Origin of the sequence: Nonomuraea sp. NPDC050783, from assembly GCF_040802095.1 — a bacterium.
Classification (GTDB): Bacteria; Actinomycetota; Actinomycetes; order Streptosporangiales; family Streptosporangiaceae; genus Nonomuraea.
The window spans coordinates 489693-502618 of record NZ_JBFAHK010000004.1 but is presented as its reverse complement, the minus strand read 5'-3'; the positions used below and the strand labels follow the sequence as shown (position 1 = coordinate 502618).

At 71.8% G+C, this 12926-nt stretch carries 12 protein-coding genes; 4 read left to right on the top strand and 8 right to left on the bottom strand.

The features are described 5' to 3' along the window. Position 1 precedes the first annotated feature (1 nt). Positions 2 to 520 carry a DUF1707 domain-containing protein gene (locus AB0H75_RS13735; protein ID WP_367795537.1) on the bottom strand — a complete coding sequence of 173 codons (519 nt, stop codon included), beginning with the start codon at positions 518 to 520 and terminating at the stop codon, positions 2 to 4. A 33-nt stretch (positions 521 to 553) separates the two neighbouring features. Then, the gene (locus AB0H75_RS13730) at positions 554 to 1276 is read right to left on the bottom strand and encodes a PadR family transcriptional regulator (protein WP_367795535.1); all 723 of its coding nucleotides are present in this window, start codon (positions 1274 to 1276) and stop codon (positions 554 to 556) included. Positions 1277 to 1573: 297 nt separating this feature from the next. On the opposite strand from AB0H75_RS13730, the gene AB0H75_RS13725 reads away from it, so the two are divergent. Together AB0H75_RS13725 and AB0H75_RS13720 are read left to right on the top strand one after the other, a co-directional pair. Beyond that, positions 1574 to 2302 carry a metal-dependent hydrolase gene (locus AB0H75_RS13725; RefSeq protein ID WP_367795532.1) on the top strand — a complete coding sequence of 243 codons (729 nt, stop codon included), beginning with the start codon at positions 1574 to 1576 and terminating at the stop codon, positions 2300 to 2302. A 141-nt stretch (positions 2303 to 2443) separates the two neighbouring features. Beyond that, the gene (locus tag AB0H75_RS13720) at positions 2444 to 5224 is read left to right on the top strand and encodes an aconitate hydratase (RefSeq protein ID WP_367795529.1); all 2781 of its coding nucleotides are present in this window, start codon (positions 2444 to 2446) and stop codon (positions 5222 to 5224) included. 149 nt (positions 5225 to 5373) lie between these two features. Here AB0H75_RS13720 and AB0H75_RS13715 read toward each other — a convergent pair whose 3' ends face one another. Both AB0H75_RS13715 and AB0H75_RS13710 read right to left on the bottom strand, forming a co-directional pair. Then, positions 5374 to 6222: an ABC transporter permease gene (locus AB0H75_RS13715; RefSeq protein WP_367795526.1), complete on the bottom strand. Its 849-nt coding sequence runs from the start codon at positions 6220 to 6222 to the stop codon at positions 5374 to 5376. Positions 6223 to 6249: 27 nt separating this feature from the next. Next, positions 6250 to 7248 (bottom strand): ATP-binding cassette domain-containing protein, encoded by a 999-nt coding sequence (locus AB0H75_RS13710; protein ID WP_367795523.1) that lies wholly within the window; start codon positions 7246 to 7248, stop codon positions 6250 to 6252. Positions 7249 to 7319: 71 nt separating this feature from the next. Between AB0H75_RS13710 and AB0H75_RS13705 the strand changes: the two genes are divergently transcribed. Beyond that, positions 7320 to 8000, top strand: a complete 681-nt coding sequence (locus AB0H75_RS13705) for a TetR/AcrR family transcriptional regulator C-terminal domain-containing protein (RefSeq protein ID WP_367795520.1) — start codon at positions 7320 to 7322, stop codon at positions 7998 to 8000. Here the strand turns inward: AB0H75_RS13705 and AB0H75_RS13700 are convergent. The 3 genes from AB0H75_RS13700 to AB0H75_RS13690 form a co-directional block, all read right to left on the bottom strand. Then, positions 7937 to 8221, bottom strand: coding sequence for a hypothetical protein (locus AB0H75_RS13700; RefSeq protein ID WP_367795517.1), 285 nt, complete (start codon positions 8219 to 8221; stop codon positions 7937 to 7939). The two genes, AB0H75_RS13705 and AB0H75_RS13700, sit on opposite strands and share 64 nt — an antisense overlap. A 160-nt stretch (positions 8222 to 8381) precedes the next feature. Then, positions 8382 to 8714 carry a type II toxin-antitoxin system PemK/MazF family toxin gene (locus AB0H75_RS13695; RefSeq protein WP_367795514.1) on the bottom strand — a complete coding sequence of 111 codons (333 nt, stop codon included), beginning with the start codon at positions 8712 to 8714 and terminating at the stop codon, positions 8382 to 8384. Continuing rightward, positions 8695 to 9015: a hypothetical protein gene (locus AB0H75_RS13690; RefSeq protein ID WP_367795511.1), complete on the bottom strand. Its 321-nt coding sequence runs from the start codon at positions 9013 to 9015 to the stop codon at positions 8695 to 8697. The genes AB0H75_RS13695 and AB0H75_RS13690 overlap by 20 nt, the downstream gene beginning before the upstream one ends. A 136-nt stretch (positions 9016 to 9151) precedes the next feature. Here AB0H75_RS13690 and AB0H75_RS13685 point away from each other — a divergent pair, with 136 nt between their 5' ends. Continuing rightward, the gene (locus tag AB0H75_RS13685; RefSeq protein ID WP_367795508.1) at positions 9152 to 9847 is read left to right on the top strand and encodes a TSUP family transporter; all 696 of its coding nucleotides are present in this window, start codon (positions 9152 to 9154) and stop codon (positions 9845 to 9847) included. 15 nt (positions 9848 to 9862) lie between these two features. On the opposite strand, the gene AB0H75_RS13680 is transcribed toward AB0H75_RS13685, so the two are convergent. Beyond that, the gene (locus AB0H75_RS13680) at positions 9863 to 12733 is read right to left on the bottom strand and encodes a LamG-like jellyroll fold domain-containing protein (RefSeq protein ID WP_367795505.1); all 2871 of its coding nucleotides are present in this window, start codon (positions 12731 to 12733) and stop codon (positions 9863 to 9865) included. Positions 12734 to 12926 lie beyond the last annotated feature (193 nt).

Here is a 12926-nt window from a genome sequence, read left to right as displayed (position 1 = left end):
CTCAGCCGCGGTAGTGGAAGCGCCGGTGGACCAGGCTGAAGACCATGGCCAGCAGCCACACGCCGAACAGCACCTTGAAGATGCCGAAGCCGCCCACCATCAGCCCGATGATCATGAAGAGGAACAGCACGCCGACGAACGGGTGCGGGCCGTGGTGGTGGCGGCGCCCGGGGTGCCCCCGCCACTGGTGCATCTGGTGACGCATCTCCCTGCGGGCCCGGCGCATGTCGTGATGCGTCTGGTGCGGGGACTGCACCTGGCGGTGGTGCGCGGTCATCGCCTCGCGCCAGCCGTCCATGTCGTACGGTGACGCGGGACGCGCGGCGGCCTCCCGGTGGTGGGGCCCGGGCAGGTCGGCCGTGACCTGGGAGAGGTCACGGCCGGTCCTGGCCGCGAGCGCCTGGTCCAGCCGCTCGTCGAGCTCCTCGCGGGTCAGGCGGCCCTGGGCGAAGTGCTCGCGCAGGGCGGCCATCGTCTGCTCGCGCTCGGCGTCGCCGATGCGGAGGTCGTTCGGGTCCATTGCCTGGCTCCTCGCTCTTCCGGCCTCGCAGGGTCACTCCTCGCCCGGGTCGCCGTCAGCCAGGATCTGGTAGAGCTTGCGCCGGGTCTCCACCAAAGTCTTACGCGCTTCGCGGATCTGTGCGTCGTTCCCGGTCTGGAGAATCTGCATCATCGCGAAGGCCGACTGGCGGCCGATCTGCCACAGCTCGGTGACGTTGTCGTCGATGTCCGGGCGCATCTCGTCCCACGGGGCGCGGACCTCGTCGGTGTGCGACTCGACGTAGCCGCGGCCCTCCTCGGTGAGGCGGAAGGTCTTGCGGCCCTCGTTCTCCTCGGCGACCACCAGGCCCTCGTCGGTGAGCTGCTGGAGCGCCGGGTAGACGGCGCCGGGGCTGGGCTTCCAGCCGCCCTCGCTGCGCTCGGCGATCTCCTGGATGATCTGGTAGCCGTTGCGCGGCTCCTCGGAGAGCAGGGCCAGGATGGCGGCGCGGACGTCGCCGCGCTTGGCCTTGCGGCCCCGGCCGCCCCAGCCGCGGTGCCCGCCGAACGGCCCGCCCGGGCCGCCCCACGGGCCGCGCCCGAAGTCGAACGGGAACGGGCCCGGCCCGCCCCTGCGGCCGCGTTCGCGGTGCTCGTGCCGGTGCTCGTGCCGGCGGTGCGCGCGGCCGCCCATTTCCTCGAAGGCGTCGGCGACGGCCTTGAAGGCCTCGCGGGCGGCGCGGCGGTACTCGTGCGAGCCCGGCCAGGGGCCGGACGCTGCCTGTGCGGAACTCATAGGTTTCCCCCTACATCGTGATATGTTCTCGATGCGTCAAAGATATATCGTTACTGTGTCGGCAGCAAGCCCCCGCCGGACGTGAGCCAGATCACGAAAAAGTTGCGGAATCCGGGAACAGGTTCGGGGGTGGCGCCGTTGAACAGAGCAGACGAGGTCGTTCCGCGTCGGCAGGGCTGGGGGGTGCTGTCGCCGCGAGAGACGGCCTCGTCTGCGTTTACGGGTCTTTCACGCGCGGGAGCAAAGGAGCAGCATGCGGGTCCGCGTCAAAGCCGGCTTTGCCGTACAGTCCCGATCATGATGGGGCACACGCACGCGATGACCGGGGCCATCGCCTGGCTGGGGCTGGCACCGCCGCTCGCCGCGCTGCCGCTGCTGAACGAGTCCTCCCGCTTCATCGAGACCGGGATCATGGCCGGCGCCCTGACCCCCGCCGAGCTCATCGCCGGGGCCCTCATCTGCGCGGGCGCGGCCATGCTGCCCGACCTCGACCATCCCAGCGCCACCATCGCCCAGACCTTCGGGCCGGTGACCTGGCTGCTGAGCAAGCTCGTGTCCTGGCTCAGCGGCGGCCACCGCGGCGCCACCCACTCGCTGGCCTTCGCCGTCGCGCTCGGGTTCGGCGCGCACTGGCTGGCCACCGCCTATCCCATCGGCCGCGACATCATGGTCGTGCTGCTCATCGGCCTGGCCCTGCGCGCGATCGGCATCGGCATCCCGGGCAACAAGCTCGGCTCCGCGATGGTCAACATCGGCATGACCGCGGGCCTGTACGCCGTCTTCCTCTCCCTCGGCGTCGGCTACGCCTGGCTCGGCCTGGCCGTGGGCGTCGGCTGCCTGATCCACGTCGTCGGCGACTGCATGACCGAGCGGGGCTGCCCGGTGCTCTGGCCGCTCGGGGCCAAGTTCGTGCTGCCGTGGAAGATCGGCATCAAGACCGGCAAGAAGTTCGAGCAGAAGATCCTGGCCCCGATCCTCTCGGTGGCCATCATCGGCCTGCTCTTCTGGCGTCTCGTACCGGTTTAACTTGATGTCGAGATATCCTGGAGATATCTTGACGTCGAGACATCCGCCGCGGCCAGGTGGTTAGGGTTACCTAACGTACGTGTCGTCCCGGCTGTGCGGCAGGATTGACTGAACACCGGTCTGATGAGGAGGCGAATCACCGTGTCCGCGAACAGCTTCGGCAGCCGTGACACGCTGCGCGTCGGCGACGCGTCATATGAGATTTTCCGGCTGGATGCCGTCGAAGGCGCCGCACGCCTCCCGTACAGCCTGAAGATCCTGCTGGAGAACCTCCTGCGCACGGAGGACGGCGCCAACATCACCGCCGACCACATCCGCGCCCTGGGCGGCTGGGACCCGAACGCCACGCCCAGCGTGGAGATCCAGTTCACCCCCGCCCGCGTCATCATGCAGGACTTCACCGGCGTGCCCTGCGTGGTCGACCTGGCCACCATGCGCGAGGCCGTACGCGACCTCGGCGGCGACCCGGCCCGCATCAACCCGCTGGCCCCGGCCGAGATGGTCATCGACCACTCGGTGATCGTCGACTACTTCGGCCACCCCGACGCCTTCCAGCGCAACGTCGAGCGCGAGTACGAGCGCAACCGCGAGCGCTACCAGTTCCTGCGCTGGGGCCAGACCGCCTTCGACGAGTTCAAGGTCGTCCCGCCCGGCACCGGCATCGTCCACCAGGTCAACATCGAGCACCTGGCTCGCGTCGTCATGACCCGCGACGAGGCCGGCACTCTCCGGGCATACCCCGACACCTGCGTCGGCACCGACTCCCACACCACGATGGAGAACGGCATCGGCGTGCTCGGCTGGGGCGTCGGCGGCATCGAGGCCGAGGCCGCGATGCTCGGCCAGCCGATCTCCATGCTCATCCCGCGCGTGGTCGGCTTCAAGCTCAGCGGGCAGCTGCCCGCCGGCGCCACCGCCACCGACCTGGTCCTGACCATCACCGAGATGCTGCGCAAGCACGGCGTGGTCGGCAAGTTCGTGGAGTTCTACGGCGAGGGCGTCGCCTCCGTGCCGCTGGCCGACCGGGCCACGATCGGCAACATGAGCCCCGAGTTCGGCTCCACCTGCGCGATCTTCCCGATCGACGGCCAGACCACCGACTACCTGCGCCTGACCGGCCGCTCCGAGGAGCAGATCGCCCTCGTCGAGGCCTACGCCAAGGCCCAGGGCCTGTGGCTCGACCCGTCGGCGCCCGAGCCGGTCTTCTCCGAGTACATCGAGCTCGACCTCGGCACCGTCGTGCCCTCCATCGCCGGCCCCAAGCGCCCCCAGGACCGCATCGCGCTGTCCGACGCCAAGCGGGCCTGGCGCGCCGCCGTCAAGGACTACGCGCCCAGCGTGCAGGGCCCCGCCGACGAGGCCTCCGCCGAGTCCTTCCCGGCCTCCGACTCCCCGGCCATCGGCCACGACGGCAACGGCGACAAGCCGCACGCCGCCGACCTCAACGGCGAGCGGCCGCACACCGTGGTCCCGGTCACGCTGGCCGACGGCACCTCGTTCGAGATCGACCACGGCATCGTCTCGATCGCCGCGATCACCTCGTGCACCAACACCTCCAACCCCTACGTCATGCTCGGCGCGGCCCTGCTCGCCCGCAACGCCGTCGACAGGGGCCTGACCCGCAAGCCGTGGGTCAAGACCTCGCTCGCGCCCGGCTCCCAGGTCGTCACCGGCTACTTCGAGCGCTCGGGGCTCCAGCCCTACCTCGACAAGATCGGCTTCAACCTGGTCGGCTACGGCTGCACCACCTGCATCGGCAACTCGGGCCCGCTGCTGCCGGAGATCTCCGAGGCCATCCAGGCCAACGACCTCGCCGTCACCGCCGTGCTGTCCGGCAACCGTAACTTCGAGGGCCGGATCAACCCCGACGTCAAGATGAACTACCTGGCCTCGCCGCCGCTCGTGGTGGCCTACGCGCTGGCCGGCACCATGGACATCGACCTCGACAACGAGCCGCTCGGCACCGGCTCCGACGGGCAGCCGGTCTACCTGCGCGACATCTGGCCCTCGCCGGAGGAGATCGCCGAGGTCGTCCACTCCTCGATCGGCCGCGAGATGTTCGAGCGCGACTACGCCGACGTCTTCAAGGGCGACGACCACTGGCGCTCGCTGCCGATCCCGACCGGCGACACCTTCGAGTGGGACCCCGACTCCACCTACGTGCGTAAGGCCCCCTACTTCGACGGCATGCCGGAGAAGCCGCAGCCGGTCACCGACATCACCGGCGCCCGCGTGCTGGTCAAGGTCGGCGACTCGGTCACCACCGACCACATCTCGCCGGCCGGCTCGATCAAGGTCGGCACCCCGGCCGCCCAATACCTGCAGGCCCACGGCGTCGAGGTCAAGGACTTCAACTCCTACGGCTCGCGGCGCGGCAACCACGAGGTGATGATCCGCGGCACGTTCGCCAACATCCGCCTGCGCAACCAGATCGCCCCCGGCACCGAGGGCGGCTACACCCGCGACTTCACCCAGGCCGACGGCCCGGTGTCGTTCATCTACGACGCCTCGGTCAACTACGCCGCCGCCGGCACGCCGCTGGTGGTGCTGGCCGGCAAGGAGTACGGCTCGGGCTCCTCGCGCGACTGGGCCGCCAAGGGCACGGCGCTGCTGGGCGTGCGGGCGGTCATCGCCGAGTCCTACGAGCGCATCCACCGCTCCAACCTCATCGGCATGGGCGTGCTGCCGCTGCAGTTCCCCGAGGGCGAGACGGCCGAGTCGCTGGGCCTGACGGGCGAGGAGACGTTCGACATCACCGGCGTCGAGGAGCTCAACCAGGGCGGCATCCCGCGCACCGTCCACGTCAGGGCGGGCGAGGTCGAGTTCGACGCGGTCGTGCGCATCGACACGCCCGGCGAGGCCGACTACTACCGGCACGGCGGCATCATGCAGTACGTCCTGCGCTCGCTGCTGGCCAAGTGATCTTCCCGGTGCCCGCCCGGTCATGAGCCGGGCGGGGGCCGGGGGTCGGGCGCGGTTCTCACGCGCCCCGCATCGGGGGAACCACCCGATCTCCTTCGGAGCCGCCCGGCGGGACACCCCCGCCGGGCGGCTCCTGCTGTCCCGGCCCCTCAGCGTGACATCCGCGCGTAGCGGCGCACGGCCAGGGGGCCGAACACCGCGAGCAGCGCCAGGCACCAGGCCAGGGCGGCGACGACCGGATGCCGGAGCGGCCAGGCGGTGGCCGCCGGAGCCGGATTGCCGAACAACTCGCGGGCGGCCGCCACCACGGCGCTCATGGGGTTCCAGTCGGCCAGCGGCCTGAGCCAGGCCGGCAGCCCGCCAGTGGGGACGAAGGTGTTGGCCAGGAACGTCATGGGGAACAGCCAGCCGAACGTGGCGGCGTCCGCCTGCGCGCCGTTCCTGACGTACAGGCCGATGTGGGTGCCGACCCAGAGCATCGCGTACCCGAACAGCGCCAGCAGCGCGAACGCGGCGGCCGTGCGGGGGAGCGTCCCGTGCGGGCGCCAGCCCGCCAGCAGCACGCCGGTGACCACCATGCCCGCCAGCGACAGCAGGTGCAGCGACAGGTCGGCCAGGCTGCGGCCGGCCAGTACGGCGCCGCGGGCCACGGGCTGGGCGCGGAAGCGGTCGATGACGCCGCGTGCCATGTCCTCGGCCACGGCGGTGGCGGACGAGGTCGCGGTCATGGCCATGACCTGCATGAAGATGCCGGGCATCAGGTAGTCGCGGTAGTCGCCGCCGCCGGGCAGGGTGATGGCGCTGCCGAAGACGTAGCCGAACAGCACCGTCATGATCACCGGGAAGACGAGGAATCCGGCGATCTCGCCCGGCTGGGCCCTGAGGCGGGAGAAGGTGCGGCCCGCGATGGTGAGGGAGTCGCTGACGGTCCAGCGCACGGTCTCGTACACGGTCTGGTGCCTGGTCTGGTGCCTGGTCTGGTGCATGGTCTGGTGCATGGGGGGCTCTCCTTGCGCGCGCGGTCGTCAGGCGGTGAGGTGGAGGAAGACCTCGTCGAGCGTGGGGCGGCGCAGGGCCAGGTCCTCCACGGGGATGCCGGCCGCCCCGAGGGCGGCGGCGACGCGGACGAGCGCCTGCGCGCCGTCCCCGGCGGGCAGGACCACCTCGCGGCCGTCGCACGCGAGCGGTGGGGTCGCCTCGTGGGTGCCGTGCGCGGGTGGCGGGGTCGCCGCGCGGCCGTCGCGCGCGAGCGGCGCCGGTGGCGGGGGTGGCGGGGGTGGCGCGTGGCCCAGCGCGCGCAGGCCCGCCGGCACGTCCGCGGGCTCGCGGAAGACGACGCGTACCCGGTCGCCGCCGACCTGCCGCTTGAGCGCGGCGGGCGAGCCGGCCGCGGCGACGACGCCCTCCCGCAGCACGACCACCTGGTCGGCCAGGTGGTCGGCCTCGTCGAGGTACTGGGTGGTGAGCAGCAGCGTCGTGCCCTCCGCGACCAGCTCGCGCAGCACCTCCCAGAGCCCCAGCCGGCTGCGCGGGTCGAGCCCGCCGGTCGGCTCGTCCATGAACAGCACCGGTGGCGACACGATGAGGCTCGCCGCCAGGTCGAGGCGGCGGCGCATGCCCCCCGAGTACTCGCGCACCGGCCGCCCTCCCGCCTCCGCCAGCCCGAAGCGCTCCAGCAGCTCGCCCGCCCTGCGCCGCGCCCCGGCCCTGGACAGGTGGTAGAGGCGGCCGAACAGCTCCAGGTTGCGCCGGCCGGTCAGCAGATCGTCCACGGCGGCGCGCTGCCCGGCCAGGCCGATGCGGAAGCGCAGGCGGGCCGCGTCCCGCACCACGTCGAGGCCGGCGACCTCGGCGCGGCCCGCGTCGGGGCGCAGGAGGGTGGCGAGGATGCGGACGGCGGTCGTCTTGCCGGCGCCGTTGGGCCCGAGCAGGCCGCAGACGGTGCCGGCGGGGATGTCGAGGTCGATGCCCTTGAGCGCTTCGCGGTCCCCGTACCGCTTGCGCAGCCCCTCAGTTCTGATCATGGCCGGAGCCTCCTTAACGGTGTTAAATCTAACAGTGTTAAGGGTCCTCTAACGTTGTTAAGCTGTCAACCGTGGCACTGGCGAGAGAGACCATCGTGGCGGCCGCGCTGCGCCTGCTGGACGAGGCCGGGCTCGACGGGGTGACGCTGCGCAAGCTCGCCGCCGAGCTGGGCGTGCGGGCCCCCGCGCTCTACTGGCACTTCGCGAGCAAGCAGGAGCTGCTGGACGCGATGGCGGCGGCGATGACCGCGCGGCACCTGTCCCGGCCGGAGCTGGCGGAGCCGGGCGAGTGGCGCGCGTGGCTGGCCGGCCACGCGCGGGCCGACCGGGCGATGCTCAACGCCTACCGCGACGGCGCCAGGCTGGTGGCGGGCACGCGGCCGTCACCCGAGGTGCTCGCGGCGGTGGAGCGCACGGTGGCGACCCTGGAGCGTGTCGGCTTCACCGTCGGCGACGCCTTCCGCGGGTTGTCCGTCCTCGGCGGGTACGTCGCCGGGTTCGTGCTGGAGGAGCAGGCCGACAGGGCGCGCAGGGGCGGTGACGAGGCCCTGCCCGACATGGAGGCGTTCGCGGCGGCGCACCCGCGCGTCATGGCCGCGCTGAGGCAGAGCGGTGACCCGCAGGGGGAGCAGGCGTTCGAGGACGGCCTCCAGCTCGTGCTCGACGGCCTGGAGCTGCGCCTGCGCTCCTACGCGACGCGCGAGGCGGGGGCCCGCCAGGTGTCGCAGGCCGAGGGGGAGACGGCCCGGTAGCCGCGCTCCAGCCAGAGGTCGTCGCGGCCCTCGATCCAGCCGCCGGTGAGCGGGAAGACGAGGGTGCGCCGCTCGACGCAGTAGAAGGCGGCCGCCTGCGCGGGCCAGTCGCCGCCGCACACGCGGTCGGCCGGCTCCTCGAAGTAGCGCACGGCGGGCTCGCGGAACGGGCGCCCGGCCTTCGTGACGTACGCCTTCCACGACGTGTCGAGACAGGTCACGACGGTCCGCAGGTACTCCCGCGTCCGCGGGAGCGGCCGACAGCGCCGTGGCGAGGGCGAGCACGATCGGGAGGGGGTGCACGATCGGCAGCTTGGCGAGCGGCGGATGTGGCACGATGAGCATGCCGTCCGGCGAAGTATCGGTTCGCCGGACGGCGTGTCACACCATGCGCTTCAGCACGATGACCGCCTGCGCGACGGCCTCCTCGGGCGCGTTGCCCACGAAGAAGTCGAACCTGTCGGGCGAGATGGCGCGCACCTGCTCGACCATCGCCCAGCTCGGCCTGGCCAGGCCGCTGTCACCGCGGCCGACGCGGACGTGCGTCGGATAACCGCGTTCGCGGGTGGTCAGCGGCACCGCCAGGACGAGCCCCAGCCGTGAGTGGTTGAGGCTGTCGTTGCTGACGATGAGCGCGGGCCGGTCGTAGCCCTGCTCGTGCCCGGTCGGACTGCCGAACCGGGCGAACCAGATCTCACCTTGTGCGAGTTTCATGCTTCTCCTCGGGAAAGGCGATCAGGCCCTTCCACTCGGGCGCCACGCGGCGCGAGCGTGGCCGCGGCCCCAGGACGAGATCGCGCTCCGCGAGGTAGTCGGCCCATCCTTCGGGGTCCTCGCGCTGCGTCCGCTCGACCTGTGCGTCGACCTCCTGCCAGAACTGCTTGTGTTCGTAGTCGGCGATGGCGTCGTTGAGCACCTCGGTCATGGTCCGGCCCTCCTGTCGGGCGATGCGGGCTAGTCGGTCTCGGGTCTTGACGCTGACGCGGATCGTGGTGGCTTTAGGCTTCATCGTCATACTCCGCAGGCTACGTCGGCGTCTGTACGGACCCTACAGGCCGATGGTCACTCCGGAGGCATGAGCGGCAACAGTGAGTAAAGATGGTTGACTCTTTCGCATGACTCATGCGGCATTGGTGCTGGTACTTGGTGGTTTGGCGGTTTTCGTCGGGGCGGTGGTGCAGGGCGGGGTGGGGTTCGGGCTCGGGCTGGTGGCGGCGCCCGTGCTCACGATGCTGGAACCGGACCTGATGCCGGGGGCCATCCAGGTGGTCAACATGACGTTGCCGCTGTTCACGCTGGCCGCCGAGTGGCGCCGCGTGGACTGGCGGGGGCTGGGGTTCGCGGTGCTCGGGAGGGTTCCGGGGAGCGTGCTCGGCGCGCTCGTCGTTGTATACGTTTCTGTCTACACCAGAGGCGTCCTCGTGGCCGTCATGGTGCTCGTGGCGGTGGCGCTCACGGCGCGGGCGCTCAGCGTGCCGCGCAACGGCGTCACCATCACCTCGGCGGGGTTCGTGTCGGGGGTGACCGGCACCGCCACCGGCATCGGCGGGCCGCCCGTCGCGCTGGTCTACCAGACGGCCAAGGGGCCCCAGATCCGGGCCACCCTGGCCATGTTCTTCTTCCTCAGCGCCGCCCAGTCGCTCGTCATCCTGGCGATCGTGGACGAGTTGCCTGGGCGGGCGCTGGCGACGGGCGGGTTCCTGCTCGTCCCCATGGTGGTGGGGTTCCTGGTGTCGGGGCCGTTGCGGCGCTACCTCGACGGGGGGCGGGTGCGGGCGGCCGTCCTGGTGGTGGCGGCCGCCTCCGCACTGGCGCTGATCGTCCAGAACGTCGTCGTCCGGGGCTGACGTCCGGGGCTGAGGTCAGCTCACGGGTGTGTTCATGTCGGTCTGGATCTGGGCCGGGGTGAGCGCCCTGCCGTAGACGCGCACCTCGTCGATCTGGCCGCTGAAGACCTGGTTGAGCAGGCCGTTGCCGCCGATCCGCAACGAGCTGCCGTCCGTGCGCAGGTCGCCGGTGACGGCCCGCTGGGACACCTGGACGCCGTTGACGAACAGCCGCAGCGCGGCCCCGTCGTACGTCGCCGCCAGATGCGACCACGTGTTGACCGGCAGCTCGGCGGCCCCGGCCAGGTCGGACGCCGCCGTGGTGTACACGCGGGCGTGCGGCAGCCGGTCCGGGGCCCCCGCCGACAGCGCGTAGGCCAGGCCGCCGGAGTGCCGCTTCATCACCACCGTGCGCCAGGCGTTCACGCTCGACGGCCGCACCCACGCCTCCAGCGTCATGCCGCCGGTCAGCCGCAGGCCGGCCGAGTCGGGCACGTTGACCCAGCTCGTCAGGCCGTTGAAGGACAGCGCCCGGCCGTACCTGCCGCTCGCCGTCCAGCTCGTGCCCGTGGCGGTCCCGTGGTTGCCGTTGCCGGAGGCGTCGGCGACCGCGCTGCCCGAGCCCTCGTTCATGCCGTACGCGGCCACCAGCCCGCCCGCGGGCGGCACCGGCGTGAACGTCGCCGTGTAGGTGGTCGCCGTGGCCGGGGCCACGATCTGATGGGTCTCGGCCCCGCCGTCCGACCACGAGGCGAAGGCGTGGCTCTGCCCGCCGGAGGTCTGCGGCGAGGGCGCCGAGACCGAGTTGCCCGACCCGACGATCACCGTGCGGGTGAACGGCGTGACCGCCTGCTCGCCGTTGAAGCCGAGCCGCAGCCCGGAAGGCGCGGAGGCGAACGTCAGCGCGACGGTCCTGGGCTGGAGCACCACGCTCTCGGTGTCGCTGAGCCCGTGGGCGTCGGTCACGGTCAGGCGCAGCTCCAGGTGCGAGGGGTACTCGTGGTCGGGGGCCTGGAAGGAGCCGCTGCTCCCGGTGAACGAGGTGATCTCATGCTCGTGGCAGGTGCTCGGGCAGTGCTGGAGGATCAGCGTCCAGGTCATGCGCGAGCCGGGGATCGTGCCGTCCTGGGCGTCGGTGCCGGTGCCGGAGAAGCCGATGGTCTGGCCGACGGCCCAGGTGGTGGACGCCGACGGGGTGGTGATCGTGGCGCTCGGCGCGGTGTTGGCGACGTTGATCGTCACGGTCGCGTCGCCCTGGCCGCCCCTGCCGTCGGTCACCCGCAGCCGTACGACGGGGGAGCCCGGCTGGGTGTAGGTGAACGACGGGGTGGGGGAGGCGGAGTCGTCGAGCTCGCCGTCGCCGTCGAGGTCCCAGGCGTAGGTGAGCGGGTCGCCGTCGGCGTCGCTGGAGGCGGTGCCGGAGAAGGCGACCGTCAGCGGGGCGTCGCCGGAGGACGGGGTGGCGTTGACGACGGCCGTGGGCGGGGTGTTGGCGTAGAGGTAGCGGACCAGCGTGCCGTGGTCGTAGTCCACGGCGAACAGGTCGCCGCCGGGGCCGATCTCCAGCTCGGTCGCGGGCATGCCGGAGTCGAAGTTGCGCACGGTGGCGGGGTCGGGCAGGCCGTCGGCGCCCCTGGTCATCACCCACACGCACTGGCGGCTGTAGTCGGAGAAGAACAGCGCGCCGTCGTAGGCGTCAGGGTAGGTGCCGCCGTCGTAGAACGCGACGCCGCTGGCCGACGAGCCGCCCGACGGGCACGGGTCGTTCGGGGCCGGGCGGGCGTTGTGGTTCCAGGCGAAGTACGGGGCGGCGTGGGCGGCGGCGCCGGCGGCGTACAGGTTCTCGCACAGCGTCAGGTCGAGGTTGTCGTAGCCGCCCTGGCGGCCGGCGCCCTCGTAGCAGGGCCAGCCGAAGTTGGCGACCGCCGCGGTGGGGGCGGTGACCCGGTTGATCTCCTCGAAGGTGTTCCAGCCGACCTCGCCGAGCCAGATCTCCGACGTGCCGGGGCGGACGGTGAGGCGGAACGGGTTGCGCAGGCCGTGGGCGACGATCCGGGCGGCGTTGGGGTCGGGGTTCGCGGCGTTGGGGTTGCCGGCGGCCGCCGCCCCCGTGTCCGGATTTATCCGGATCAGGGAGCCGTCGAGGCCGGCCGGGTCGCCGGTGGTCCGCACGTCCTGGGAACGCAGCGCCCCGCCCTCGGCGGTGGGCGGCGACAGGGCGGTGCCGACCGGCGAGGGCGGGTCGCCGCACGGGTTGTCCGGGGTGACGTCGGAAGCGGTGAGGTTGTCCTGGCCGTAGTCGGCGAAGTTGAAGCTGGCGCCGTCGCCCGCCGAGGCGTACAGGGCGCCGTCGGGGCCGAAGGCCAGGTCGCCGACGGAGTGGCTGGGGTGCTGCTGGCACCAATCGGTGATCAGCGGCGTCTCGGCGCCGGAGGGGGAGATGACCGACAGGCGGCCGGTGACCAGGCAGCCGTCGCCGGTCGCGCCGGGCGGGGAGGGGCAGGGGTCGTCGGTGCCGCCGGGGCTGCCCCAGCGCGGGGCGGTGCCGCCGGGCACGGCGTCGTAGGTGTACAGGACGTACAGGCGCGGGTCGGCCGGGAAGTTCGGGTGCAGGGCCATGCCGAGCAGGCCGCGGTCCCAGAAGTTGTGCACCTGGGTGCGCAGGTCGGCGTAGGTGGACGGGGTGGTGTCGGACAGCGAGTCGAAGACCTTGATCAGGCCGTTCTTCTCCGCCACGAACACCCGGCCGTCCGCGGCGAACTCGACGTTGGTGGGATGGTCGAGCCCGCTCAGGACGGCCTGTTTCTGGAACGACGCGGGTAACGCCCGCGCGGGTGGAGCGTTCCCGGCGGCCAGCGCCGCGGTGACGAGCAGGACGGAGGACAGGACGGAGCACAAGCGCTTCACGGGACCCCCAGCGGATAGGACAGCGCCCCCGAACGCCGATGGCCTTGATCGATGTATCGCAAACAACCGGTGGCCTTGTCACGCCCGTTGTCCGGAACTGGACGCCGCCGGACGACGTCCGGGAGTCCGGCAGATTGAGGCGACGTTTCTGGATTGTTACCGGAAACAACAAACTCCCGGCCTCGACCCCCTT